Origin of the sequence: Aminobacter sp. MDW-2 (assembly GCF_014250155.1) — a bacterium.
Taxonomy (GTDB): Bacteria; Pseudomonadota; Alphaproteobacteria; order Rhizobiales; family Rhizobiaceae; genus Aminobacter; species Aminobacter ciceronei.
This window is the reverse complement of record NZ_CP060197.1, coordinates 617,626-642,342: the sequence shown is the minus strand read 5'-3', so window position 1 is coordinate 642,342 and position 24,717 is coordinate 617,626. Positions and strand designations below refer to the sequence as shown.

Here is a 24,717-nt window from a genome sequence, read left to right as displayed (position 1 = left end):
CATCCTGTGGAAGCCTTGACCTTCCAGCAGGTGGAACATCTACCTTACTGGCCCATGCCGCTGCATATACTGGATTTCTTGAGATGAAACATACTGAAGATCACGCCGGACACACCCACCATGGCCACGGTCACGGCGCGGCGCCCGAAACGGTGGTTCGCGACGCCGTCTGCGGCATGACCGTCGATCCCGCTGCCGGCAAGCCGTCGCTCGAACATGGCGGCCGCCTGTTCCATTTCTGCAGCGCCTCGTGTCGTGGCAAGTTCCAGGCGGCGCCCGACAAATATGTGAGCGCCAAGGACCCGGTCTGCGGCTTGGACGTCGCCCGCGACTCGGCCAGACACTTTCTCAAGCACGAAGGTTCCGGTTATTACTTCTGCTCGTCCTCCTGCGCGGGCAAGTTCACAGTCGAGCCGGCAAAATACACCTCCGGCAAGCCGGCCGCGGCGCCGGCGCCCAAGGGGTCACAATACACCTGCCCGATGCATCCCGAGATCGTCAGGGACAAGCCCGGCTCCTGCCCGATATGCGGCATGGCGCTCGAGCCGATGATGCCGTCCGCCGACGACGGTCCAAATCCCGAGCTTGTCGACTTCACCAGGCGTTTCTGGATCAGCGCGGTCCTGTCCATCCCACTTTTGATCATCACCATGGGGCCGATGGTCGGCCTGCCGACACGTGACTGGATCGGCGAGCCGCTCGCTTCCTGGCTCGAGCTGATCCTGGCAACGCCCGTTGTGCTCTGGGCAGCGCTGCCCTTCTTTCATCGCGGCCTGGATTCGTTCCGCAACCGCAGCCCCAACATGTGGACGCTGATCTCGCTCGGCGTCGGCGCGGCCTATCTCTATTCGGTCGTGGCCACGCTGTTTCCCGACCTCTTTCCACACCAGTTCCGCGGCCATGGCGGCTCGGTGCCGGTCTATTTCGAGGCGGCCAGCGTCATCGTCGCGCTCGTCTTCCTTGGCCAGGTGCTGGAGCTCAGGGCGCGCGAGCGCACCGGTTCGGCCATCCGCGCGCTTCTCGACCTGGCGCCCAAGACGGCGCGTCGCATCGCCGCCGACGGCTCGGAAACCGAGGTCCCACTTGAGGAGGTCGTCAGCGGCGACCGCCTGCGCATCCGCCCCGGTGACGGCGTTCCGGTCGACGGCATCGTGCTCGAGGGCCGCTCGTCGGTCGACGAATCGATGATCACGGGCGAGCCGGTTCCGGTCGAAAAGGTCGAGGGCGAGCGCGTCACCGGCGGCACGCTCAACAAGAACGGCTCGCTGATCATGCGCGCCGACAAGGTCGGTGCCGACACGGTGCTGTCGCAGATCGTCGACATGGTCGCCAAGGCCCAGCGCAGCCGCGCGCCAATCCAGGGGCTCGCCGACCGCATCTCGTTCTATTTCGTCCCTGCGGTAGTGGTCATCGCGATCATCGCCTTCATCGTCTGGGCGCTGATCGGGCCCGAGCCGAGCATGGTCTTTGCCATCGTCTCGGCGGTGTCGGTGCTGATCATCGCCTGCCCCTGCGCGCTCGGCCTCGCCACGCCGATGTCGGTCATGACCGCCACCGGTCGCGGCGCCCAGGCCGGCGTGCTGATCAAGGATGCCGAGGCGCTGGAGCGTTTCGCCAAGGTCGATACGCTGATCGTCGACAAGACAGGCACGCTGACCGAGGGGCGGCCGCAGTTGACCGACGTGGTCGCCGCCGACGGCATCTCGGGCGATGAGTTGCTGTCGCTCGCCGCCGGGCTCGAAAAGGGATCCGAGCACCCACTTGCCGAGGCCATCGTCGACGGTGCATCCAAGCGTGGTGTCACCGTGCCGGACGCGCAGGACTTCGAATCGATCACCGGCAAGGGCGTTTCGGGCACGGTCTCCGGCCGCAAGGTGGCGCTCGGCAATGCCGCCATGATGGCCGATCTCGGGCTTGAATTCGCTGGCCTCGCTTCCCGCGCCGACAGCCTGCGCGCCGAGGGCAAGACGGCGATGTTCGTTGCCGTCGACGGCAAGCCGGCCGGCATCGTCGCTGTCGCCGACCCGATCAAGACATCGGCGGCTGTCGCCATCCGCGAGCTGCACGACCTCGGCCTCAGGATCATCATGGCCACCGGCGACAATGCCCGCACGGCAAAAGCTGTCGCTGAAAAGCTCGGAATCGACGAGGTTCGTGCCGACATGCTGCCGGAGAGCAAGAAGGCGCTGGTCGACGAGTTGCGCGCCAAGGGGCAGGGTGTGGCCATGGCCGGCGACGGCGTCAACGACGCGCCCGCACTTGCTGCCGCCGATGTCGGCATCGCCATGGGCACCGGCGCCGACGTCGCCATGGAGAGTGCCGGCATCACCCTGGTCAAGGGCGACCTCGGCGGCATCGTCCGGGCGCGCAAGCTCGCCCGGGGCACCATCCGCAACATCAAGGAAAACCTGTTCTTCGCCTTCATCTACAACGTGCTGGGTGTTCCCGTCGCCGCAGGCGTCCTATTTCCGGTCCTCGGCACGCTTCTGTCGCCGATGATTGCCGCCGCCGCGATGAGCCTGTCGTCGGTGTCGGTCATTGCCAACGCGCTGCGGCTGAGGGCGATCAAACTCTGAGATGCGGCCTCCAACGAGGAGATGTGAGTGTTCAGAAAGATCGTGCTCGCCCTGATGGCGACGGGAATGCTGGTTGCCGTTCTGCTCGAAACCGCGCCGGTCTGACCCAACCGGTGTCGACGTTGCCTGCGGCATCATCCGCAGGCGGCCAGCGCCGAAGCTGAGGAGCAGGGGCACCCCGCTCCTCGCCGGTTGGCGGCGCCGTCAGAACTGGGTCGTCAGCCCCACCGTGATGGTGCGCCCTCGGCCGGTCTTGTCGCCCATCTCGCCCGACACCGCCGGGCTGTAGGCCACGTTGGTCAGGTTCTCGACGTTCAGGAACGCCGTGGCGTTCTTGTTGACCTTGTACGAGGCATAGGCGTTGAACAGCGTATAGGCCTCCTTGGTTGCAGTATCGCCGAAGCCAACCGCATAGCGGCTGCCGCCGACATGGTTCATCGTCGCGCCGATTGTCAGTGCTTCCTCGAAGGCGCGGATGCCGACATCGACGGAGACCTTGCTCTCCGGCAGGAAAGTCGAATCGCCATTGCCGATGCCGGCGCCCCAGCCAACCGGCTGGTTGTTGCTCGCCTGGGTGTAGGAGAGATTGACGTAGGCGATGCCGGCATCATAACCGCCCTCGACCTCGAAGCCCCGTGAGTGCGTCGTTCCGGGAACGTTGACCCAGATCGCCCGTTCGTAAGGGTCGCCCGGGATATTGATCAGATTGTTGACGATGTAGTTGTCGATGGCGTTGTTGAAGTAGTTCACCTTAAGCCGCAGCTCGTCGCCGCCATAAAGCAGGTCGTTCCTGACGATATTGGCGCCGATCTCCCAGCCCCTTGATGTTTCCGGGTTGAGGTGGAAGTTGGAGTACTGGCCACCGCCGACGCCAGATCCGATCGGAACCAGCGCCCACAGCGCCTCGCGCGCCGAGGGCGGCCTGAAGGTGTGTGAGTAGGTCACATAGGGCTGCAGCCAGTCGAGCGGCTTTGCCGACAGCGTGATCTTCGGGTTCAGCGCGGATTCGTGCCTGGAGACATCGACATTGCCACCGGTCGGCGGGCAGAAGCCGATATTCGGTTTGCACGGGCTCTGGCGACCGCTCAGGTCCCAGTAGTCGTAGTTGAGGCCGGCGTTCAGCTCGAAGATACCCTGTGACAGGGTGAGGTCGGAGAAGGCGCGCGCCTTCTGCATGTGCCCGGGCGGATTGGCGCCGCGGAACAGGTTGACCTTGTAGTCGTTGGACGAATAGGCCGCGCCATAGTCCCAGCGCGCGCTGAGCTCGTCGGTAATGTCGAACCGGCTGGTATTGGCGATGTCGAAGCCGAAGCCGAAGTCGCGCGTGTTGCGCTTGCGGTACGATCCGCCCGTCGTCGGATCGTAAGACATGTCGGTGCGGTTGTAGTAGCCGTTGATCCTGAGGTCGATCCAGTCGCCGCCGGGCTGGTATTTGTAGTTGGCCGTATAGGTCGCGTTGTCGACACCCCAGTTGTAGCCCGAAACCAGGAAGTCGTTCTTGTACCAGCGCGCGCCCAGCCTTAGGTCGTGCACGTCGTCGGGCTGGAAGTGCAGCTTCACCAGGCCGGACCCGGGCTTGTTGCTGGCGTCGGGCCTGTTGTAGGTGCCGTCGCCACGCTGGTAGTTGCCATGCTCGCCATAGCTGAACGCGCCCAGGATAGAGGCTTGGCCACCTCCGGCCAATTCGGTCTGGACACCTGCCGCGGCCATCCCCGAAGCGCCATAGCCATTGCTGCCTGCCTTGACGGTCGTCTTGACGCCCCGGTCCTGGCCTTCGAGCACGACGTCGTCGAACTCGATGGTGCGGAAATTGACCGCACCTGCCAGCGAGCCCATGCCATAGGCGCCATTGACCGCGCCGCGTTCCGCGCCGATGCCGGCAAGAAGGTTGGTGTCGATGTAGAGCAACTCGCCGCCGGTGGAGGCGTGGCCTGCGGTGTTCCTGAAGGTCTGGGGCACTCCGTCGATCATCGTGTTAACGCGGCCATCGGCTTCGAAGCCGCGGATGTTCACCGACACGCCGGGCTGGCTCGACGACATGCGGGTGAACGTGCCCGGCATGCTGCGAACGATGGCATTGGCGTCACCGCCAAATTTCTCCTGGACGATCTTGCCGTCGATGACGCTGACGCCACCTGATGTCTGGAAGGGCGCTTTCGTATCGCTGCCGGCGCTGACCGTGATGGGTGGCAGCACCAATGGGCTCGTTGCCGGCGCCTTCCGGTCTGACTTGACCGGCTTGGGCGGCTGCTCGGCGCCGTTGGGGGACTGGGCATTCGCCACGCTGAGGGCAATGGCGCTGCACACGGCCGCCAACGCGACAGTGCTGCAACGGATGATGTGATGATTGTTCACTGTGTTCCTCGGAATGCTGGGAATCAGTGGCTTGCTCTGGAGAAAGAACTGCTAGCTTCTGATGCGCGTCTTCTCGGAAGACGACTTGGCGCCTGATTGATGGGATGAGCCCAGGCTCTCAACGCGCCATTGAAAACACTGGCAATGAGCGCCCAAACACAGGCGGTCGGCCTCTCGTCCAGGCATCCGAGAGAAGACATCGAAATTTCAGTATGTTGTTTGACCACCCCGTTGGCCGGTCGACGGCCATGAAGCTGAGCTACATTAACTTGATATTTGTAGTCAAGTTTTATGCGAGGCGATTTTGCGTCGCCCACAGGCGCATGCGGACGGCTATATCAGTGCCTTCCAGCTGCCTGAGACAGCCGCTGAAGACGAACCCATAGGCTTTGTTGCCGTAACTGCGCGGCATCGGTCGTCATCCTGCAAAGCGGTTTGAAAAGACGAGCAACGCGTCGACGCTGTAGCCAACGTGGCCCGGTGCGGTAAGCTGACACAAATCGCCGAGGAGACTGCCATGCCTTCACCGTCCGCAATCACGACGCTGCCCTCGGGCGAGGCCGTGCCGACCCTCGGCCAGGGCACCTGGATGATGGGCGAGGACCGCAGCCGCGTCGCCGACGAAGTCGCCGCACTTCAGCTTGGGCTCGATCTTGGCGTCACCTTGATCGACACCGCCGAAATGTATGGCACCGGCGGTGCGGAAAAGGTGGTGGGCGAGGCCATTGCAGGGCGCCGCGACGAGGTGTTCCTCGTCTCCAAGGTGCTGCCGTCCAACGCTTCGCGCAATGGCGTCATCCGCGCCTGCGAGGCGAGCCTAAGGCGCATGCACACCGACCGGATCGATCTGTACCTGCTGCACTGGCGCGGCGGCGTGCCGCTGTCGGAAACCATCGCCGTCTTCGAGGAGCTGCGTCAGTCGGGCAAGATTCGCCACTGGGGCGTCAGCAATTTCGATGCCGATGACATGGAAGAGATGAGCCGTCTGTCCAAGGGCGGCGCCTGCCAGTCCAACCAGGTGCTCTACAACCTCACCCGCCGCGGCATCGAGTTCGATCTGTTGCCGCAGTGCCGGGGCCTCGGCATGCCTGTCATGGCCTATTCGCCCGTCGAGCAGGGTGCGCTCGCCGGCAACAAGGGTCTCCAAGGCATCGCCGCCCGCCATGAGGCGACCGCCGCGCAGATCGCGCTCGCCTGGGTCCTGGCCCAGTCAGGCGTCATAGCAATCCCCAAGGCGACGCGCCTCGAGCATGTCAGGCAGAACGCCGCTGCGCGCGATATCAGGCTGACCGGGCAGGATCTGGCCGAACTCGACCGCCTGTTCCCGCCGCCATCGCGCAAGCGTCCTCTGGAGATGATCTGACCGTTTTGGCCGGCGTCTGTCAGCTCGCCTTGACGGAACAGATACCGTTGGCGCCGCCCTTGCCGGTGTAGGAGACGCTCGGCGAGCTATCGGGATTGATGCTCAGCGAGATGGTCACGCCGGCGCCCTTGATCTCGAAGTAGTTGTCGTTGAACTTCTTCAGCGCGCCTTCCTTGCCGTTGATGTAGACCGGCCCGCCTTGGTCGGCATGGACCTCGATGTTGCCGGGGCAGGTGGCGTTGAGAAGCGGGATCGACGCATGCGCCGGCGTTGCAAGCTCAAGGGCTGCCGCCAGGGCAGACACACCAGCCAAAGTCTTGTTCATTTCATTCCCCCATGTCTGGACGACATCAGGCATTGTTGCGCTGCTGCGACCGTGCCGCAAGCGCACATGGGCTCAGCTTGCCAGCGCCACGTCGGGCGCACCGATCCTTGCCTCGAAGCTGCGGCTCTTGATGCCGACATAGTGCTCGCCAAATGGCCGCGGCTTGGCGATGCCAAAGCCTTGCGCATAATCGACGCCGATGTCGCGCAACGCCCTGGCAATGTCGTCGTTCTCGACGAACTCGGCGATGGTGCGCTTGCCCGTCACTTCGCCGATATGCTGGATCATCTCGACCATGGCGCGGTCGATGCGGTCGACAAGCATGTCCTTGACGAAGCCGCCGTCGATCTTGAGGTAGTCGACGGGCAGGGCCTTGAGATAGCTGAACGACGACATGCCCGCACCGAAATCGTCGAGCGAGAAGCGGCAGCCATGCGCCTGCAGCGTGGCGATGAAGCGGGCCGCCCGGTCGAGGTCGGCGATCGCGCTGGTCTCGGTGATCTCGAAGCAGATGGTCGCGGGCGAAATGCCGCTGCGGGCAAACTGCTCCAATACGTAGTCGGCAAAGCTGTCGTCGCCGAAGCTCGCGCCCGACAGGTTGATGGCGCAGGTGGTGATCGGTGAAGCGTCGGCCGTCTGCCGGGCCAGGATGCCGAAGGCCTGGCGCACCATCCAGCGGTCGATCAGCGGCATCAGCCCGTAGCGCTCGGCCGCAGGGATGAATTCGCCTGGTGCAATCAGCTTGTCCTCGGCATCGGCCAGCCGGACCAACAGCTCGACATGGGCGCCTGCCGCGCCATCGCCATGCAACGGCACGATCTCCTGGGCGAAGATGCGGAAACGGTTCTGCTCCAGCGCTTCGCGCAGGCGCTGCACCCAGGCCATCTCGCTCAGCCGCTGCTCCACCTCCATGTCGCCGATCTGCTGGATCTGGATGCGATTGCGGCCGCGCTCCTTGGCCATGTAGCAGGCGACGTCGACGCTGCGCAGAATCTCTTCCAGCGTCATGCTGGCATCCGACATTCCAACCACGCCGATGCTGACGCTGATCTTGAAAGCGCGTCCCGCCCAGACGAAGTTCAGCTCGTCGACGGCCTGGCGCAGGCTCTCGGCGGTGCTTGCCGCGAGCTCCTCGGGGCAGTTCTCCATCAGGATGCCGAATTCGTCGCCACCCAGCCGTGCCAGAAGATCGGTCGGGCGCAACCGGCTGTGCAGTGCCGCCGACACCTTGCGCAGGAGTTCGTCGCCGGCCGCATGGCCGCAGGTGTCGTTGACGATCTTGAACTGGTCGAGGTCGAGATACATCAGCGCGTGCACCGCCGGGCGCTTGGCCAGGGCTGCCAGCGACGCGTTCAGCCGCGCCTCGAATTCGCGGCGGTTGGCCAGCGAGGTCAGCGTGTCATGGCTCGCCTGCCACGACAGCTGCGCCATGAATTCCTGTTCCTTGGTGCGGTCGTGGAACACCAGCACCGCGCCCGCCACCTTGCCGTCGACATAGAGCGGCGCTGCCACCAGCGACACTGCGACGCTCGAAAGGTCCGGCCGCATCAGTTGCTGCGGCACGCCGCTGCCGCCGACCGCTTCGCCCGAAAGGACGCGTGCGATGAAGCCGTTGTCTTCTTCGTCGCTCTCTTCGCTGACCAGCCGGAACAGCTGGTCGAGTGGCTTGCCCTTGGCGCTGGCGCCATGCCAGTCGAGCATCGCCTCGGCCGCTTCGTTCATATAGTCGAGCCGGCCCTCGGCGTCGGTTGCAACGACGGCCTGGCCGATCGAGGCCAGCGTGATCTGAGCGCGCTCCCGCTCGGCATTCAAAGCGCTTTCAAACGCCCGGCGCTGCTCCAGCAGATTGCCCGTGCGCCGCATCGCCAAAAGGATCAGGGCGCCTGCGGTTACCACGTTGACGCAGAGCAGCAGCACGGTGATGTCGCGCGAGCCGCGCCCGAGCGAGACGGAGAAGGCCTCAGCCAGCGGTGCCGTCTCTTCGTGCAGACGATGGATGTCCTTCTTCCACGCCGCGAGCTGTTCTGCCGAGGCACTGCCGCTCGAGATGCCGGCATGCATGGCCTCGCCGAGTGCCGCGATCTCCAGGATCTTCGGATCGGCGTCGATCCAGCGGTCGACGGCATTGGACAGGTAAGGCACGTGGCGGAAGTTCTTGAACAGCCAGATCAGGCCGGGATTGTCGTTGGGATGGTTGCCGCCGCGAAGGAAGCCGTCATAGGCGGCGTCATAGTCGAACAGCGGTTTTTCCATCGCCAGGCGCGCGTCGCGGTCGGCAAGCGGCACCGCAATGGCGTGGCGGAAGCGTTCGAAATAGTTGGCATCGCCGGAATTGGCATAAAGCGTCAGATAGTAGATCGCGTCCTTGTGGCCTTTCGACCAGGCGCTTTCGCCTGCAGCATAGGCGCGCACGGCAGACAAGGTATAGAGACTGGCACCGGCAATGACGGTCTGTATCAGGACAACGGCGATGAAGGGCCACAGCAGCCCGATGAGCTGAAACCTGGATCTGATGTCGCGTTGTCTCGTCACATGTATGGCGAACGAACTCGCCCCCCAGCTTGTTCTCCTCGCGTTTGCGGCGCGAATAGTTGCAATACCTATATGAGCAAGCTTTAAAATTCCTTTCCCTGTAAGGTTCAAAGCACTATCCAGTACATTGACGTAGGGTAAGGTATTTCCGGCCTGCTGCCAGCGATCTTCCGTCAACTTGGGTTGACGGAATTGCCTACGTCAACTAATGTTGACGAATGGTTGATCTGAACGCCCTGCATTTGCCCGATGATCCCGACGAAGCGCTGGCCGCGGTGGTTGCCTTGCGACGGCTGGCCGACACGCTCGAGCGGCGCGCGGTCAGGTCGGCGCTCGGGCAGGGCTGGTCATGGGCGCGGATCGCCCAGGCACTCGGCGTCAGCAAGCAGGCCGCCCACAAGCGGCTGTCCGACATCGGCGATGGGCCGGAGAGCTAGGAGACGAGAATGTTCAGCCGCATCAAGGCGCGTTTCAACGACATCGGCACGATCGGCACGCTATGCACCGGGGCGGAGCAACATGCGTTGCGGGATCATCAGCGCGAGCCGGGCGCCGAGCACTTCCTGCTCGCCGCGCTCGACCTGCCCGACAGCACGGCGCGGCAAGCCTTCGCAGCGGTCGGCGCGGATCCCGCGGCGCTGCACCAAGCCATCGCCCGTCAGTATGGCGACGCCCTTGCCGCCATCGGCCTGGATATCGCTTCGTCGTCGTCGGCCGGGTCGGAGCGGCTGGCCGCACGCCCCGGCGCATTCAATGCGTCGGCCTCCGGGCAGGAGGTCATGCAGGCGCTGGCGGCAAGCCGAAGCCAGCACGGCCCGCTGCTCGGCGCGCATGTCGTTGCCATCGTTGCCGGCATGCCGCACGGCGTTGCCGCCCGCGCCTTGCGGGCGATGGGCATCGACCTTGCCCAACTCAGATCCGCCGCCGAAGCTGTCGCCGGCGCCGATGCGCGTCCCTGAGCCGGGACGCGCTCACTTCGCCCGGTGAAGCCGGAGCGGCTTGGTCGCCTCGCGCTGGATGACGCCTTGTGCTTCGAGGTCGAGCTGGGCTGCCTTCAGCCACCAGCCGGCCTTGTCGCCGCCGGGAAACAGCTCCTCGGACAGGATCGGCAGCACCGCCGCCTTGGTTTCCGCCACGGTCAGGCCCGGCGTGGTTGCCGGCAGCACCTCAAGCAACGCGTCGCGCATGGCGGTGTATTTTGCCTTGTCGACACGCACGACATGGTTGGGCGAGACGATGTTGCGGATCTCGATCTTCTCAGCCGCCTTGGACATCGAGCTCTCCCTTTACATATTCGATCTTGGGGGCGCGAAAACCCATCGCCGCCCAGGCAGACAAAAGCCGCCACATGAAGCGGCCGGAATGCTTGGCATAACTCGGCAGGCTGTCTGTGAATTCGACGCCGGACCTGCGGTCGGCGGTCATCGTGCGCATCTCGGCCGGTGGCCGGTCGGCGGGGTCGATGCGCTCGCGATAGACCGACAGCCAATGCCCGCCCTTGAACTCCAGAAACATCGGCGAGTTGCAACAGGAAGCCACCACGCGCCGGGTCGGCGCCGTCCGGCTCAGCCGGTGTTCGCGCAACAGCTCGGCGCCATGCGCACAGCGGATCCGGTCTTTGCGGTAGAGCGTGTAGTTCGTGCCGCCGTCGCTTTCGAGCACCGGCGCGCCGCCGGGTAGCGCGGCGAAAATCCCGCCTGCCTTCTGGCAGCTGGAGCAATAGCAGATCGCGCCGACGATCGGCGTGCCGCTCGCCTCGAATGCCACCTGTCCGCATCTGCAGGCGATCCGTCGCATGTCAGCCATCTCATCACCTCGTCCGTCGATTTAAAACTAAACTGGACCGTCCAGTTTGATTTGTCAACGGCTTCGGCTTATGCTCGACATCGCAGCTGCCGATACAGGGACGTGCATTGATGAAGACCGCCAAAACGCGCCAGGAACGGACACGCGACACCATCCTCGATGCCGCCGCCGGCCTGTTTCTCCGCAACGGTTTCCTTGGCGCCAATATGGACGAGATCGCAGCGGTCGCCGACGTTTCCAAGCAGACCGTCTATGCCCATTTCCACAGCAAGGAAGCCTTGTTCCTCGATGTCGTCAGGGGGCTGACCGGCGTTGCCGGCGACGTCCACCAGGAGCAGGTCGCCGACCCCGTCGACGACCGCCCGATCGCCGATTACCTCCAGGAATTTGCCGAACTTCAGCTCACCATCGTCATGACGCCGAAGCTGATGCAACTGCGGCGGCTGGTCATCGGCGAGGTCGAGCGCTTTCCGGAACTGGGCAGGGCGCTGCATGCGCTCGGCCCGCAGCGCTCGATTACCCGCCTGTCGCGCGCCTTCGAGCGCTACCGCAGGCTCGGCCAGATCGAGGCCGACGACCTCGAGGCCGCGGCGTCGTTCTTCAACTGGCTGGTGATGGGGGCCCCCGTCAACGACGCCATGCTTCTGGGCGACGACGCCATCCTGCCCGCCGCGGCCTGCCGCGGCCACGCTGCCGAAAGCGTGCGCATCTTCCTCGCTGCCTTCGGCCCGCGCGCCACGCATCGGGCATAGGCGCCGGCTGGTGGCCGGCGCCGCAGGGTTCATTGACCTGATGCCATCAGGTCGCGCACCAGCGCGTCCTTCACCAGCCCGATCAGCTCGGCATGCAGTTCGCCGCGTGGTCGGCCGGCCTCGTCCGAACAGATCGGATCGAACTCGCCAAACGACTTGAGCAGTTCGGCCGCACCGTCCTTGCACTCGGGCAGGAAGCTGAAATGCGTCGCACCCGCCACGGTCGCATAGGTCCCCTTGGACGTCAGCTTCGCGAGTCCATCGGAGATGACAGCCAGCGGAATGCCTTCACCCTCGCCGAGATTGATGAAGTGCATCGGGATCGCGATGTCCTTCAGGCTGTCGGGGTCATAGGCCTGGGCGAGGCCGGGATCGGCCAGCACCGCCGTCTTGATCCGCTGGTCGAGGTTCGACTGCTCGAAGCGCGCCTGATCGATGCGGCGCAGGTCTACCTTGTCGACTGTAATCTTCTCGTCATTGACGTAGCCGACGCCGCTTACAAACCAGGCGCAGTCCCACTTCTTGTAGCTGTCGCAATAGCGGGCATAGGCCTCGAGATTGGCGCGCGCGCCCGAAAGCTCCATGGCACTGGCACCACCGAGCGAGAAGCCGACGATGCCGATCCTGTCGGCATCGATGACGCTGCTCCAGGCCGGATCCCTGGCCAGTGCGTCGATGACGGCGGACAGATCGGCCGTGCGCTGCCACAGCTTCGGCGTTTCGGCCGGGGTGGAAAAACCGCTGGTCGTGCCCGGATGGTTGGGGCCGGCAACGACGAAACCCGCCTTGGCAAGCTCGGTGGCGAGCCAGCTCATCGCCTGCACGCGGCTGCCCGATCCATGCGACAGCAGCACCAGCGGATGGCGGCCCGGCACCACGGGTGCATCAATGCTGGCTGCCGCGCCCTTGAACACCTTGTTGTCGCCGACAATTGTCGGCTTGCCGCCGACGGCTGCCGGATACCAGACGGTCACGGATAGATCGCGGCCGGTCTGCGGCACCGACATCTCTTTGACGCCCGCTTCCGAAGCGAAGCAGGCGGAGACGAAGCCGATGAGGGCGGGAATGGTGGTGAGTAACTGGAGCACGGGAACCTCGCTCTGTTTGCGGATGAAGACGAGCGAGCAATGGCGAAATTGACCTTTATCGGCGTCCTCGATCGCGATTCAGGTCGTGCTCGATCGCGATAGAGGCCATGATCGGCTGTCTGCTCTCCGGTGGGATTCGCCTTGATCTTCGTGCCCTTGTCCTTCGTCGCCGCCCTGTTGCTGGTCATCCTGCTCGTCGCAGCATTGCGCGCCCGCGAAACATCAGGCGGCAACACCGCCTTCCTCGTCCTCGTCGCGCTCTGCGCCGTGCAGTCGGTCGTCGTCGGTCTGCGCTGGGGCTATCATGTCGAGGCGGCGCGCTACGTCCAGCCGATCCTGGCAAGCTGCCTGCCGCCTTTGGTGCTGTTCAGTTTCCGCACCTTGCTCCAGCGCGACGATACCCAGGGCGGTGCCATACGCTGGCTGCACGCCTTGCCGCCTCTGGTCATGACTGCCATCGTGCTGTTCGCGCCCGCCTTTATCGATGCAGCACTTGTCGTGCTGTTCGTCGGCTACGCAATCGCCGTGCTGCACCTCGGACGCAGCGGCCCGGACGCTCTGGTCGAGGCGCGCCTCGACAGTGCGGTCGCCGCCCACCGCGCGCTGGTCATCGCCGCCGTCGCGCTCTGCCTGTCGGCCCTGTTCGACCTTGGCGTGCTGCTTGCCTTCGAAAAATGGCAGGGCGCAAACGCCGCCGTCATTGCCAGCAACGCCAATCTGCTCGGCCTGTTCTTCATCGGCCTGACCGCCTTCGTCGCCTCGCGCGCCCATCCCTCGGCACCGACCCAGACCAATCCACCCGAGCCGTCGCCGTCCGAGCAGGACCGCGAGGTCCTCGACCAGGTCCAGCGCCTGCTGATCGACCAGAAGCTCTATCGCGACGACAATTTGACCCTGTCCAGGCTGGCCCGCCGCGCGGGCGTGCCGGCGCGGCAGATCTCGGGCGCCATCAACCGCCTCGCCGGCAAGAATGTCTCGCAGTACATCAACGACGTCAGGATTTCGGAAGCCTGCCGCCTGCTCAGGGACACCGACATGTCGGTCACATCGGCCATGCTCGATGCCGGCTTCCAGACCAAGTCCAACTTCAACCGCGAGTTCCGCCGCGTCACCACGCTGAGCCCCGCCTCCTGGCGCGAGCAGAACCGGCGCAGGGCCGCGAACGCCGCTTGAACGGCCGTCATCGTCACGCCGCGCGGTAGGTCTGCGCCACGGCACCGCCTGGAAAGGCTCTCGAACTCACCAGCTCGAGCCGGGCCGGCGCGGCGAGTTCGGAAAACAGCGGCAGGCCCTGGCCAAGCGCCACAGGGACGACCAGCAGCGCGAAGCGGTCGACCAGCCCGCCGGCGACGAGGCTGCGGGCAAAGCTGACCCCGCCATGGGCGACGATCGGCTTGCCCTCCTGCGCCTTCAGCCTGGCGATTTCCTCCGCGAGATCACCGCTCGCCACATAGGCCTGCGTCCAGCCCTCCGCGCCGGCTTGCGGCGCAGCCTGCGCGGTCGCCGTTGTGGCGTTCGCCAGGATTGGCGGCCCCTGCCGCGAGAACACCGCCTTGGGGATCTGGTTCATCGGTGCCGCGACTGGTCGGTGGACGTTGGCCACCAGGCGGCCATGCCAAGGAAGGTGCGGCTGCCCATGATGTGCAGGCTGACGTTCCACAGGAACTCCATGCTCCACGCCTTGGCCTCCTGGTCGGTGCCGAACATCCAGCCGTTTTGCCCGTCCAGGTCGCTGACGAAACCGTCGACCGACATCGACATCTTCAACACCAGCTCTCTCATCGCCGTCTCCTTCGTTGCGGTCCTGACCCGAGGACGCACGGGAACGACAGATACCGACAGCGCGCGGCCATTTCATTGGCCGCGCGCTGTCGCATTCCGCAATCTCAGGCAGCTAGCGCTGCAGCCCGGCAAAGAAGGCCGCGACCTCTTCCGCCCAGACCTCAGGCACTTCCATCGCCGCAAAATGGCCGCCGCTGGCAAGCTCCGTCCAGCGCAGGATCGTGTTGCCTTCTTCGCCGTAGCGGCGGATGGCGACCTCGTCGCGGGCAAAGACGGCAACGCCCGTCGGCACGCCCGAATTCGGCTTCGGCGACCACGCCTCGGGATCATGCGCATTTTCATAGTAGAGCCGGGTCGACGAGGCAGCGGTTCCGGTGAACCAGTAGACCAGCACATTGGTCAGGAACCGGTCGAGCTCGACGGCATCAGGGCTGTCGCCGAAGCCGGCAAACATGTCGCCCAGCCAGGCGATGAGACCGGCCGGCGAGTCTGAAATGCCATAGGCTAGCGTCTGCGGCCGGCTCGACTGCAGCGCATTGAAGCCGAAGCGTTCGGCCATGAACTGTTGCAGGCGCTGCAAACGGCTCTTCTCGGCATCGCTGAACATGGCGATCTCGCTGGGATCGATGGGCCCAAGCGGAATGAAGCCCATCGTCGCCGCGTTGACATGCACGCCGATGACCCGGTCAGGTGCTGCCCGGCCGATGGCAGGTGCGATGATCGCACCGGCATCGCCGCCCTGCACGCCGAAGCGCTTGTAGCCGAGGCGCGACATCAGCTCGAGCATGGCGCTGGCGATGCGGCCGTCATTCCACCCGGCCTCGCGTGTCGGGCCGGAGAAACCGAAGCCGGGCAGCGACGGGATGACGAGATCATAGCCCGCCGCAGTCAGCGGCCCGATCGCGCCGAGGAACTCGACGAACGAGCTCGGCCAGCCATGCAGCAGGAGCAGCGGTACGGCATCGATAACCCCCGACTTCACATGCAGGAAATGGATGGTCTGGCCGTCGATCTCGGTGACGAACTGCGGGTTGGCGTTGATCGCTGCCTCCTGCGTGCGCCAGTCGAAGCCGTTCTTCAGCCGCTCGATCGCACGGGTGACGAAACTGGATGCCATGCCGTAGCTCCAGCCGGTGCCTGGAATCTCGTTGGCGAGCCGAGTGTTGGCGAGCCGCGCCTTGAGGTCTGCCAGATCGGCTTCAGAAATGGCGATCTTGAAAGGGGTGATGTCAGACATTGCCGCGTGTCCATTTTTTGCTATGTGCATGACCCCAGCGAAAATCGTGCGATCTCAGGGGGCCGTTCACAGGGTTGAAAGTGCATCCTTTCTAGCCGGCGGCATGGTCTTGCGGATTGAAGATTTCCGACAGTTTCAGCTGCGCGCGGCCTGCCCGGGGGTGACGCCCATGATCGCCTTGACCGAGCGGATCATGTGCGGCTGGTCGGCATAACCCAGCGCAAAGGCGACGTCCGCCGCCGGCCGGCCCTGTTGCAGCAGCGCCACCGCCTTCTGGGCGCGTTCGATCTGCGTGAAGGTCTTGTAGGTGACGCCGGTCGTCTTCAGGAAATGCCGCTGCAGCGTCCGCTCCGACATCGCCATCGGATGGCCCGAGACGATTGAGGCGACCACCCGGTTGTCCTCGACGATGGAGTTGCGCACCAGCTTGCGGACGAAGCCGTCGACCGTTTCGAAGGTCGGGATCTCCAGCACGTCGGAGCCGAGCCGGAAGCGGTCCTTGCCGATCAAGTCCAGCACCACACCCTGGTCGCGCATGACCTCGCCCGGCATCAGCGGCATGAAGCTGCTCGGCTTGAAGGCGATGGAAAGGATTTCGTCGCCGGCGGCATAGTCATGGGTGACGGCAGCCGTGGTCAGCCCGGTGCGCAGCACGGTGGTGGTGTCGGCATTCCTGAAAATGACCACGTCCCAGCAGCCATCCGGCTGGATCTGCATCGAGCCGCCGGTCGCAAAGCTTGTCCGCGTCACCGACTCGACGAACGGCGACGACCAGCCTTCCAGTGTCACGACCTCATGCATGTCAGCCGCCGCGCTCCTCGCGGGGGCAGTGTCGCCGGAGTTGGCTGATGAGGCAAGGGTGCACTGGCCCCGAGGTGGCGCTGGTCGACACCGTTGGGGCTATGGCCGATAGCTGTTGGCTCAAGCCTTTTCGGACGCCGGCCGCAGCTTGACACGCCGGTGACGGCGGGTAGTTTCCTGCCCGCGAGGTAACGTCCTCTCCCGCCAGGGAAAGAATGTCCGGGAACGGCCCGGCCCAATCAAAGGGCTTGTTCATGTGCCGTCATCATCTGTCCTCGCGCCTTGTCCTGAAAACGGCCGCCTCATGGCTGAGACGCTTCGGGAACTCCGGCCCGCGTATCGTGCTGCCGGGCATGAACCGCGTCCGATGATGTCGGTGGTATCAGCTTCGAGATGACCGAACTTGGCGCCCCTCCCCCCAGTGACGTCGCTTCTGAGCCTCTCGACAGGCCTCTGAGCCGCTGGCCGCTGCTCCGCTGGTTTGCCTCATCGGCGACATTGAACGTTCCCCAGGCTTCCGCGCCGGTGGCGTTCTCGCTCGTCGCCTTGGGCCTCACGGGCGACGCACGGGGCGGCGCCGCCATGATCCTGGCCATGACCCTTGCACAGGTCGTCGGCGCCATCCCGATTACACGGCTCGGTACGAACCGTTCAGCCGCGACCTTCCTGAGGCTGTTGGTGGCCTTCCGCACGCTCGCCTTGGCTGCTGTGGTTTTGTGCGCGCATTACCAGGCGCCGTTTGCCTTGCTTGTCGTCTTCGCGGCTGTGGCCGGCTTGGTCAACGGCGCGGCATTCGGATTTTTGCGCGCGTTGCTCAATCACTTCACATCTGCTTCGCATCTGCCCCGAACGCTCGGCATTGCAGCCACCCTCAATGAGCTGACCTTTGTTCTTGGTCCGGTGGTGGCGTCCGCCCTTGGCGCCGTCTCGCCCGTCTTTGCCCTGCTCGCGCTGACACTGCTCGGTGCCATTCCGGCCCTGCTGGTGCCGCAGGCGGGCAAGAGCCATGTCGAGCACGCGCCTCATGCCGAGGGTTCGGTGCTCTGCCCCTCCATCCTGCTGTGGCTCGTCTGTGCGGCTGCAGGTTCGTCCACGGTCGCGGCCATCGAAATCGGAGCCGTCGCGCTCGCCCTGAAATTCGGCTACCCACCGACGCTGGCCATCCTGTTCACGGTGCCGCTGTGCCTGGCCTCGGTCGCGGGTGGTATCTGGGTCAGCGTGCGCAACCGCATGGTAAGCAGCAGGGCCGTCGTTTTGCTGCTGTGCGTCTTGACGCTTGGAGCCGCACTCGCCGCACTCGGACCATCGCTTGTGACCACGGTCGTCGGCGCCGTCCTCATCGGATTGGTCCTGGCGCCTCTCGGCACCTACTACTCGCTCGTTCTCGACCGGCTGGCCCCGCCACGCAGGCGACCCGAAGTGTTCGCCTTGCTGCGCACGTCGAGTGCCATAGGCATCATTTTTGCCAGTGCAGTGCTGACGGCAGCGTCCCTGTCGAGCGCGCTGATCGTCGTGGCGGCCACGATGTTCGCGGTGACGCTGACGGTAGCATTCGCGACCCTCCGGCGCTGAACTGGAGCCGTCAATCAAGCCTGAGGTCGGAAGCCGCTCGGCTCCAAAACCGCGTCGCCGGCGGCTTAGTCGTGGGTGACAGCGGCGGCGGTCAGGCCGGTGCGCAGCACGGTGGTGGTGTCGGCATTCCTGAAGATGACAAAGCAGTCACGACAGACGATCGGGCGCGATGCTGAGCGCAGCCTCGAGGCTGTGTGCACTCGCCGAGCTGCCGCCAAGTCGGGTGAAAATGCCAAGGCAGAGGGCACCGCAGCGATCAGCTTGTCGATCCGGTCAGAATCCACCATGCCACGGCCCTTTCGCGATCCAGCGCCGCCTTGAGCAGTTCGGCAGAGCGGGTACAACCGGGAGGCTGCGGGCAGCGTAGAGGGCCGCGTTATTTCTCTCGCTTTTCGGTCTTCAGGTTCGGAAGGTCGGGTCGCCTGGATTTCACCCCGGCCTCCTTCAGGGCGGTGTAGCCGACCTTTTTGAGAAGCTTCTCCGTTTTGGCGCGCTCCTTGTCGAGAGCGCTCTGACCTCTGACCTTGGGCATGCGTCCTCCATCGGGTTGGTTGGCTGGCAAGATCGCCAGCGCGCACAATGTCAGCATTGGCGCAGCGGCAGAGAGAACGTCAATGACCCAAATGGACCGCCTGCCGCCATCGGTTGCAAATTCGCCCATGCCACAGCGAATGAGGCCGTTCAAACCGCGCATGCCTGGTCGGCTTTGCCGGCCAGCGGTCCCGGCAGAACTCCGGGGCTTGAGTTGCAGGCGCGTCCGGCGCGCGCCTAGACGGCCTGGTTGAACACCGCCTCGATAGGATGCCCGTCCGGGTCGATCACGAAGGCGGCAAAATAGGTCGGGCCGTAATGCGCCCGCAGACCGGGCCCGCCATTGTCTTTGCCGCCATGGGCAAGTGCTGCCGCATGGAACGCCGCGACTGCCTGCCGGTCGGGTGCGGCGAAGGCAAGGTGGAAGCCGGGACCGGGCGGGCGCTGGCCTTTGCTGCGTTGCTTGAGCGCCAGCTTGTCACCGCCGCCTGCGACACCGTAGCCGACGGCCTGGTCGTCGGGGCCGGGCGAGAGGTCTTCCCAGACCCTGACATAACCGAGCGGGGCAAGGGCCGCGTCGTAGAAGGCTGCTGCGCGGTCGATGTCGGAGACACCGAGCGAAATGTGATGAAGCATGCCGTCTCCGCTCCTAACCGCTGCTTAGCTCGCCGCCAGCCCCTTCAGCCTATACAGCGCGTCCAGTGCCTCGCGTGGGGTCATTTCGTCGGGGCTCAGCCCCTCCAGTGCCTTGGTCAGTGCGTCATTGGCGACGGGTTTGGCCGCCTCGCGTTTCACCGCCACCGAGAACAGCGGCAAATCGTCGACAAGCTTGTTGGCTTTCCCGGAGGTTTCGCTTTCCTCGAGCTGGTGCAGCACCTCCTTGGCGCGCGCCACGACAGCGTCGGGCAGGCCGGCGAGGCGGGCCACCTGCACGCCGTAGGAGCGGTCGGCAGCACCCTTGCCGACCTCGTGCAGGAAGACCACTTCGCCTTCCCACTCCTTCACCCGCATCGTCACATTGTGCAGGCGGCCGAGCTTGCCGGAGAGTGCCGTCAGTTCGTGGAAATGGGTGGCGAAGATGGCGCGGCAGCGGTTCTTTTCGTGCAGATATTCGACTGCCGCCCAGGCGATCGACAGGCCGTCGAAGGTGGCGGTACCCCGACCGATCTCGTCGAGGATGACAAGCGTGCGCTCGCCCGCCTGGTTGAGGATGGCGGCGGTCTCGACCATCTCGACCATGAAGGTCGAGCGCCCGCGCGCCAGATCATCCGAGGCGCCGACGCGGGAGAACAGCCGGTCGACCACGCCGATATGCGCACGCTCGGCGGGTACGAACGACCCCATCTGGGCGAGGATGGCGATCAGCGCGTTCTGGCGCAGGAAGGTCGACTTACCACCCATGTTCGGACCGGTGAGCAGCCAGATGGCGCCGTTCCTGTCGTTGCCGTCAGGCGACAGCGTACAGTCATTGGCGACGAAGGGAGCTGCCGCCTCGCGCCTCAGCGACTGCTCGACCACCGGGTGGCGCCCACCAAAAATGTCGAAGGCGAGGCTGGCATCGACCTCGGGCCGGCACCACGCCTCGTTCTGGGCGAGCACGGCGAGTGCCGCCGACACGTCGAGCACGGACAGCGCGTCGGCGCCTGACCGGATCGCCTGGGCGTGGGTCACTGCCTCGCCGACCAACTGGTCGAAGGCCTGGAGTTCGATGGTCAGCGCCCGGTCGGCTGCATTGGCGATCTTGGTCTCGAGGCCGGCGAGCTCGGTGGTGGTGAAGCGCATCGCATTCGCCATGGTCTGGCGGTGGATGAAGCGCGCCTTGGCCTCGTCGCTGCCGTTAAGGGCCGTCTGGTTGTTCGCCGTCACCTCGATGTAGTAGCCGAGCACGTTGTTGTGGCGGATCTTGAGCGAGCGGATGCCCGTCTCCTCGATCAGGTCGCGCTCCATGCCGGCGATCACCCGGCGCGACTGGTCGCGCAGCGCCCGCATCTCGTCGAGTTCCGGATGATAGCCGGCGCGGACAAAACCGCCGTCGCGCTTGAGAAGCGGCAGCTCCTCGCCCAGCGCCACGTCGAGATGGTCGGCGAAGCCTGTGGGCAGGGCCGATATCGCCGCGATCGCCGCCGCCAGCTGCTTCGGCAGGGAAGCGCCCGCAAACAGCCCGGCAATGGTGCGCGCCGCCGAGAATCCCGAACGCAGCGCGCCGAGATCGCGCGGCCCGCCGCGGTTGAGCGCCAGCCGCGACAGTGCGCGCGGCATGTCGGCGACGCCCTTCAGGCTGAGCCTGAGCGCATCGGTCAGCCGCGTTTCGCCGGTGAAGAACGACACCGCGTCCAGCCTGGCGCCGATGGCTTCGGGATCTGTCAGCGGCGACATCAGCCGGTCGGCGAGCAGGCGCGCGCCGCCGCCCGTCACCGTACGGTCGATGGCGCGGAACAGCGAGCCGTCGCGGCCGCCCGACAGGGTGCGCAACAATTCGAGATTGGTGCGTGTCGCCGGGTCGATGAACAGCGTGGTGCCCGACTGCTCGCGCTCGGGCCGCGACAAAGGCGGCCGCTCGGCCTTCTGGGTCTTTTCGACGTAGGCGATGACGCCGGAGATGGCCGACAGCTCGGCGCGCGAAAACGCACCAAAACTGTCCGGCGTCGCCACGTCGTAGAAACGGGCGATGCGGCTGGGTGCCGAGGTCGAATCGAACAGGCTCGGCGGCTGCGGGTTGACGATGCGGCCGACCAGATCGAAGCTCGGGCGCAGCTCCTCGTCATGGAAGGCAGGTTCGGCGACGATCAGCTCGCGCGGGTCGACGCGGAAGATGTCGGCCGAAAGCCGTTCCGGCGTCGTCTCGGCGACGCGGAAGATGCCGGTCGATATCTCGATCCAGGCGATCGCCAGGCTGGCTTCGCCCGCGCCCTTGACCCGCCCCAGCGCCATCAGGAAATTCGATTCCTGCGGCGCCAAAAGCTTGTCTTCGGTGATGGTGCCAGGCGTCACCAGCCGCACCACGTCGCGCTTGACCACCGACTTCGAGCCGCGCTTCTTGGCTTCCGCCGGGTCTTCCACCTGCTCGCACACGGCGACCCGGTAGCCTTGCCCGATCAGCTTCTGCAGATAGTCGTCGGCGGCATGGATCGGCACCCCGCACATCGGGATGTCCTGGCCCTGGTGCTTGCCGCGCTTGGTCAGCACGATGCCGAGCGCGCGCGAGGCCTTCTCGGCGTCGTCGAAGAACAGCTCGTAGAAGTCGCCCATGCGATAGAACAGCAGCGAATCCGGGTTCGCCGCCTTGATCTCCATATACTGTTCCATCATCGGCGTCGGCGCGGCATGCACCGGGGCTTCGGCCCGGCTTTCCCCTCCGGCTTCCGCAAAGTCAGCTTCCGCAGCGATTATCGGTCGATCGTTCACGCCTGAACCTTCGAAAAAAGGAAATTCCCTCGTCTGCTTGGCGGTTTACAGCGCCGATGTGTAGCCTTAATCCAAAACGCTCCACAAAAAGAAATCTAAGGGACAGGAACGCTTCTCACCATGGCAACTACCAGGAAACCCGACAATTCCGGTCCCTCCGTCTCCGCTCAGGAAGCGCTCGACTTCCACGCCATGGGCCGCCCGGGCAAGCTCGAGATCAATCCGACCAAGCCGATGGCGACGCAGCGCGACCTCAGCCTCGCCTATTCGCCCGGCGTCGCCGTGCCGGTGAAGGCCATCGCCGAGGATCCGTCCCGCGCCTTCGACTACACGACGCGCGGCAATATGGTTGCCGTCATCTCCAACGGCACCGCCATCCTCGGCCTCGGCAATCTCGGCGCGCTGGCCTCCAAGCCGGTCATGGAGGGCAAGGCGGTGCTGTTCAAGCGCTTCGCCGACGTCGATTCCATCGACCTTGAGGTCGACACCGAGGACGCCGACGAATTCATCAACTGCGTGCGTTTCCTCGGGCCGTCCTTCGGCGGCATCAATCTCGAGGACATCAAGGCGCCCGAATGCTTCATCATCGAGCAGCGCCTGCGCGAGCTGATGGACATCCCCGTCTTCCATGACGACCAGCACGGCACCGCCATCATCGCCGCCGCCGGCCTGATCAACGCGCTCGAAATCACCGGCCGCGACATGAAGACGGCCAAGCTGGTCTGCAATGGCGCCGGTTCCGCCGGCATTGCCTGCATCGAGCTCATCAAGTCGATGGGCTTCACGCCTGACAATGTCATTTTGTGCGACACCAAGGGCGTGGTCTACCAGGGCCGCACCGAAGGCATGAACCAGTGGAAGTCGGCGCATGCGGTCAAGACCGAGGCGCGTTCGCTGGCCGACGCCATGGACGGCGCCGACATCGTCTTCGGCCTCTCGGCCAAGGGCGCGCTGACACCGGCCATGATCCAGTCCATGGCCAAGAACCCGATCATCTTCGCCATGGCCAATCCCGATCCGGAGATCACGCCCGAGGAAGTCGCCGAGATCCGCACCGACGCCATCATGGCGACCGGCCGTTCGGACTATCCGAACCAGGTCAACAACGTGCTCGGCTTCCCCTACATCTTCCGCGGCGCGCTCGATGTCCGCGCGACAACCATCAACGACGCCATGAAGGTCGCCGCCGCCAACGCGCTGGCCGAGCTCGCCCGCCAGGATGTACCCGACGACGTCGCCGCCGCCTATCAGGGCAACCGGCCGAAATTCGGCCCCAACTACATCATCCCGGTGCCGTTCGACCCGCGCCTGATCTCGGCGATTCCGATCGCTGTCGCCAAGGCCGCCATGGAATCGGGTGTCGCCGGCCGGCCGATCCTCGATCTCGACAAATACGCCAACGAGCTCTCCGCCCGCCGCGACCCGATCGCCTCGACCTTGCAGCGCATCTACGACCGCGTCCGGCGCCAGCCCAAGCGCATCGTCTTTGCCGAGGGCGAGGAAGAGCAGGTCATGCGCGCCGCCGTGTCTTATGTGAACCAGAAGCTCGGCACCGCCATCCTTCTCGGCCGCGACGACATCATCAAGGAAAATGCCCGGCAGGCCGGCATCGACCTCAACAAGCCCGGCCTCGAGATCATCAATGCGCGGCTGTCGCGCCGCAACGCCATCTATGCCGACTTCCTCTACGAGCGTTTGCAGCGCAAGGGTTATCTGCTGCGCGACTGCCAGCGCCTGATCAACAACGACCGCAACCACTTCGCCGCCTGCATGGTCGCCCTTGGTGATGCCGACGGCGTGGTCACAGGCGTCACCCGCAATTACTCGACGGTGCTGGAAGACGTCCGCCGCGTCATCGACGCCAAGCCCGGCCACCGCGTCATCGGCGTGTCGATCGTGCTCGCCCGCGGCCGCACCGTCATCGTCGCCGACACCGCCGTCCACGATATGCCGAACGCCGAGCAGATCGCCGACATCGCCGAGGAAGCCGCCCACTTCGCCCGCCGCATGGGCTATGAGCCGCGCGTCGCGATGCTCGCCTACTCGACCTTCGGCCACCCCGCCGGCGAGCGCTCCGAGCGTGTCCAGGAGGCGGTCAAGATCCTCGACAAGCGCCGCGTCGATTTCGAATATGACGGCGAAATGGCCGCCGACGTCGCCCTCAACCACCGCCTGATGCAGCAGCAATACCCCTTCTGCCGCCTCTCCGGCGCCGCCAACGTGCTGGTCATGCCGGCCTTCCACTCGGCGGCGATCTCGACCAAGATGCTGCAGGAACTCGGCGGCTCCACCGTCATCGGCCCGCTGCTGGTCGGCTTGAACAAGCCGGTCCAGATCGTCTCGCTCAACGCCAAGGACAGCGACATCGTCAACATGGCGGCGATCGCGGCGTACAACGCGGGGACTTGAGAAGCGGCCGGCCCTGAGCGGTAGCGAAGGGCCGATCAATCGACAACGATTTGTCGATTGAAGCGACTCAAGGCCCGGAGCCATGGCGGAGGGCATAGCGCTGCCGCCCTCCTTGCGCCGTCTGCCGATTGGGCAAAGGCGCCAAAGCTGCCAATCTCCCTCCTTGTGGGGCAGATGCCCGGC

The 24,717-nt window shown here is 65.1% G+C and carries 22 protein-coding genes; 8 read left to right on the top strand and 14 right to left on the bottom strand.

Translation table 11 applies throughout. The annotated features are described in order from the left end of the window. Positions 1-83: 83 nt before the first annotated feature. Complete coding sequence (locus H5P29_RS03160) at positions 84-2,576, top strand: heavy metal translocating P-type ATPase (protein ID WP_067955384.1); 2,493 nt, start codon at positions 84-86, stop codon at positions 2,574-2,576. 204 nt (positions 2,577-2,780) lie between these two features. Here H5P29_RS03160 and H5P29_RS03155 read toward each other — a convergent pair whose 3' ends face one another. After that, positions 2,781-4,931, bottom strand: coding sequence for a TonB-dependent receptor domain-containing protein (locus H5P29_RS03155; RefSeq protein ID WP_182575567.1), 2,151 nt, complete (start codon positions 4,929-4,931; stop codon positions 2,781-2,783). Between the two features lie 517 nt (positions 4,932-5,448). On the opposite strand from H5P29_RS03155, the gene H5P29_RS03150 reads away from it, so the two are divergent. After that, entirely contained in the window at positions 5,449-6,294 is an 846-nt protein-coding gene (locus H5P29_RS03150) for an aldo/keto reductase (protein ID WP_067955381.1), read from the top strand. A 19-nt stretch (positions 6,295-6,313) separates the two neighbouring features. Here H5P29_RS03150 and H5P29_RS03145 read toward each other — a convergent pair whose 3' ends face one another. Continuing rightward, positions 6,314-6,619: a hypothetical protein gene (locus H5P29_RS03145; protein ID WP_154385869.1), complete on the bottom strand. Its 306-nt coding sequence runs from the start codon at positions 6,617-6,619 to the stop codon at positions 6,314-6,316. A 72-nt stretch (positions 6,620-6,691) separates the two neighbouring features. Further along, positions 6,692-9,151, bottom strand: coding sequence for an EAL domain-containing protein (locus tag H5P29_RS03140; RefSeq protein WP_312870993.1), 2,460 nt, complete (start codon positions 9,149-9,151; stop codon positions 6,692-6,694). A gap of 218 nt (positions 9,152-9,369) precedes the next feature. Between H5P29_RS03140 and H5P29_RS03135 the strand changes: the two genes are divergently transcribed. Both H5P29_RS03135 and H5P29_RS03130 read left to right on the top strand, forming a co-directional pair. Then, the gene (locus H5P29_RS03135) at positions 9,370-9,588 is read left to right on the top strand and encodes a hypothetical protein (RefSeq protein ID WP_067955378.1); all 219 of its coding nucleotides are present in this window, start codon (positions 9,370-9,372) and stop codon (positions 9,586-9,588) included. 9 nt (positions 9,589-9,597) lie between these two features. Then, positions 9,598-10,110: a Clp protease N-terminal domain-containing protein gene (locus tag H5P29_RS03130; protein ID WP_067955375.1), complete on the top strand. Its 513-nt coding sequence runs from the start codon at positions 9,598-9,600 to the stop codon at positions 10,108-10,110. Between the two features lie 12 nt (positions 10,111-10,122). Here H5P29_RS03130 and H5P29_RS03125 read toward each other — a convergent pair whose 3' ends face one another. Then, positions 10,123-10,425, bottom strand: a complete 303-nt coding sequence (locus H5P29_RS03125) for a hypothetical protein (RefSeq protein WP_067955372.1) — start codon at positions 10,423-10,425, stop codon at positions 10,123-10,125. After that, complete coding sequence (locus H5P29_RS03120) at positions 10,409-10,957, bottom strand: GFA family protein (RefSeq protein ID WP_210252524.1); 549 nt, start codon at positions 10,955-10,957, stop codon at positions 10,409-10,411. The genes H5P29_RS03125 and H5P29_RS03120 overlap by 17 nt, the downstream gene beginning before the upstream one ends. Positions 10,958-11,067: 110 nt before the next feature. On the opposite strand from H5P29_RS03120, the gene H5P29_RS03115 reads away from it, so the two are divergent. Next, a complete protein-coding gene (locus H5P29_RS03115; RefSeq protein WP_067955371.1) occupies positions 11,068-11,709 on the top strand; it encodes a TetR/AcrR family transcriptional regulator in 642 nt (213 codons plus the stop codon). A 29-nt stretch (positions 11,710-11,738) separates the two neighbouring features. On the opposite strand, the gene H5P29_RS03110 is transcribed toward H5P29_RS03115, so the two are convergent. Beyond that, the gene (locus tag H5P29_RS03110) at positions 11,739-12,797 is read right to left on the bottom strand and encodes an alpha/beta fold hydrolase (RefSeq protein ID WP_067955369.1); all 1,059 of its coding nucleotides are present in this window, start codon (positions 12,795-12,797) and stop codon (positions 11,739-11,741) included. Between the two features lie 150 nt (positions 12,798-12,947). Here H5P29_RS03110 and H5P29_RS03105 point away from each other — a divergent pair, with 150 nt between their 5' ends. After that, positions 12,948-13,970 (top strand): AraC family transcriptional regulator, encoded by a 1,023-nt coding sequence (locus H5P29_RS03105; protein WP_246787044.1) that lies wholly within the window; start codon positions 12,948-12,950, stop codon positions 13,968-13,970. 13 nt (positions 13,971-13,983) lie between these two features. Here the strand turns inward: H5P29_RS03105 and H5P29_RS32415 are convergent, their stop codons facing one another. The 4 genes from H5P29_RS32415 to H5P29_RS03090 form a co-directional block, all read right to left on the bottom strand. After that, a complete protein-coding gene (locus H5P29_RS32415; RefSeq protein ID WP_246670802.1) occupies positions 13,984-14,367 on the bottom strand; it encodes a dihydrofolate reductase family protein in 384 nt (127 codons plus the stop codon). Beyond that, positions 14,364-14,579: a dihydrofolate reductase family protein gene (locus H5P29_RS32410; RefSeq protein WP_246670803.1), complete on the bottom strand. Its 216-nt coding sequence runs from the start codon at positions 14,577-14,579 to the stop codon at positions 14,364-14,366. Before H5P29_RS32410 ends, H5P29_RS32415 begins: the two co-directional genes overlap by 4 nt. Positions 14,580-14,691: 112 nt before the next feature. Then, a complete protein-coding gene (locus tag H5P29_RS03095; protein WP_083948311.1) occupies positions 14,692-15,816 on the bottom strand; it encodes an epoxide hydrolase family protein in 1,125 nt (374 codons plus the stop codon). 135 nt (positions 15,817-15,951) lie between these two features. Next, a complete protein-coding gene (locus H5P29_RS03090) occupies positions 15,952-16,617 on the bottom strand; it encodes an AraC family transcriptional regulator (RefSeq protein WP_154385872.1) in 666 nt (221 codons plus the stop codon). Between the two features lie 393 nt (positions 16,618-17,010). On the opposite strand from H5P29_RS03090, the gene H5P29_RS03085 reads away from it, so the two are divergent. Further along, complete coding sequence (locus H5P29_RS03085; RefSeq protein ID WP_185910234.1) at positions 17,011-18,189, top strand: MFS transporter; 1,179 nt, start codon at positions 17,011-17,013, stop codon at positions 18,187-18,189. A 65-nt stretch (positions 18,190-18,254) separates the two neighbouring features. On the opposite strand, the gene H5P29_RS03080 is transcribed toward H5P29_RS03085, so the two are convergent. The 4 genes from H5P29_RS03080 to mutS form a co-directional block, all read right to left on the bottom strand. Next, the gene (locus tag H5P29_RS03080) at positions 18,255-18,476 is read right to left on the bottom strand and encodes a hypothetical protein (RefSeq protein WP_067955360.1); all 222 of its coding nucleotides are present in this window, start codon (positions 18,474-18,476) and stop codon (positions 18,255-18,257) included. An 89-nt stretch (positions 18,477-18,565) separates the two neighbouring features. Continuing rightward, on the bottom strand, positions 18,566-18,883 hold the full coding sequence (locus tag H5P29_RS03075; protein ID WP_067955357.1) for a hypothetical protein: 318 nt from the start codon (positions 18,881-18,883) through the stop codon (positions 18,566-18,568). A gap of 74 nt (positions 18,884-18,957) precedes the next feature. Continuing rightward, complete coding sequence (locus H5P29_RS03070) at positions 18,958-19,356, bottom strand: VOC family protein (protein WP_067955355.1); 399 nt, start codon at positions 19,354-19,356, stop codon at positions 18,958-18,960. A 24-nt stretch (positions 19,357-19,380) separates the two neighbouring features. Next, entirely contained in the window at positions 19,381-22,029 is a 2,649-nt protein-coding gene (gene mutS, locus H5P29_RS03065) for a DNA mismatch repair protein MutS (protein ID WP_195763190.1), read from the bottom strand. Positions 22,030-22,245: 216 nt separating this feature from the next. On the opposite strand from mutS, the gene H5P29_RS03060 reads away from it, so the two are divergent. Next, the gene (locus tag H5P29_RS03060; protein WP_154385874.1) at positions 22,246-24,534 is read left to right on the top strand and encodes an NADP-dependent malic enzyme; all 2,289 of its coding nucleotides are present in this window, start codon (positions 22,246-22,248) and stop codon (positions 24,532-24,534) included. Positions 24,535-24,717: the final 183 nt, after the last annotated feature.

What these genes read in the sequence shown, in the direction of transcription:
- H5P29_RS03075 (WP_067955357.1), bottom strand. Translation starts at nt 18,883, where the DNA reads ATGCGCGGTTTGAACGGCCTCATTCGCTGTGGCATGGGCGAATTTGCA.
- H5P29_RS03145 (WP_154385869.1), bottom strand. Translation starts at nt 6,619, where the DNA reads ATGAACAAGACTTTGGCTGGTGTGTCTGCCCTGGCGGCAGCCCTTGAG.
- H5P29_RS03120 (WP_210252524.1), bottom strand. Translation starts at nt 10,957, where the DNA reads ATGGCTGACATGCGACGGATCGCCTGCAGATGCGGACAGGTGGCATTC.
- H5P29_RS03095 (WP_083948311.1), bottom strand. Translation starts at nt 15,816, where the DNA reads ATGTCTGACATCACCCCTTTCAAGATCGCCATTTCTGAAGCCGATCTG.
- mutS (WP_195763190.1), bottom strand. Translation starts at nt 22,029, where the DNA reads ATGATGGAACAGTATATGGAGATCAAGGCGGCGAACCCGGATTCGCTG.
- H5P29_RS03160 (WP_067955384.1), top strand. Translation starts at nt 84, where the DNA reads ATGAAACATACTGAAGATCACGCCGGACACACCCACCATGGCCACGGT.
- H5P29_RS03135 (WP_067955378.1), top strand. Translation starts at nt 9,370, where the DNA reads ATGGTTGATCTGAACGCCCTGCATTTGCCCGATGATCCCGACGAAGCG.
- H5P29_RS03085 (WP_185910234.1), top strand. Translation starts at nt 17,011, where the DNA reads ATGACCGAACTTGGCGCCCCTCCCCCCAGTGACGTCGCTTCTGAGCCT.
- H5P29_RS32415 (WP_246670802.1), bottom strand. Translation starts at nt 14,367, where the DNA reads ATGAACCAGATCCCCAAGGCGGTGTTCTCGCGGCAGGGGCCGCCAATC.
- H5P29_RS03115 (WP_067955371.1), top strand. Translation starts at nt 11,068, where the DNA reads ATGAAGACCGCCAAAACGCGCCAGGAACGGACACGCGACACCATCCTC.
- H5P29_RS03150 (WP_067955381.1), top strand. Translation starts at nt 5,449, where the DNA reads ATGCCTTCACCGTCCGCAATCACGACGCTGCCCTCGGGCGAGGCCGTG.
- H5P29_RS03070 (WP_067955355.1), bottom strand. Translation starts at nt 19,356, where the DNA reads ATGCTTCATCACATTTCGCTCGGTGTCTCCGACATCGACCGCGCAGCA.
- H5P29_RS03125 (WP_067955372.1), bottom strand. Translation starts at nt 10,425, where the DNA reads ATGTCCAAGGCGGCTGAGAAGATCGAGATCCGCAACATCGTCTCGCCC.
- H5P29_RS03130 (WP_067955375.1), top strand. Translation starts at nt 9,598, where the DNA reads ATGTTCAGCCGCATCAAGGCGCGTTTCAACGACATCGGCACGATCGGC.
- H5P29_RS03060 (WP_154385874.1), top strand. Translation starts at nt 22,246, where the DNA reads ATGGCAACTACCAGGAAACCCGACAATTCCGGTCCCTCCGTCTCCGCT.
- H5P29_RS03090 (WP_154385872.1), bottom strand. Translation starts at nt 16,617, where the DNA reads ATGCATGAGGTCGTGACACTGGAAGGCTGGTCGTCGCCGTTCGTCGAG.
- H5P29_RS32410 (WP_246670803.1), bottom strand. Translation starts at nt 14,579, where the DNA reads ATGAGAGAGCTGGTGTTGAAGATGTCGATGTCGGTCGACGGTTTCGTC.
- H5P29_RS03080 (WP_067955360.1), bottom strand. Translation starts at nt 18,476, where the DNA reads ATGGTGGATTCTGACCGGATCGACAAGCTGATCGCTGCGGTGCCCTCT.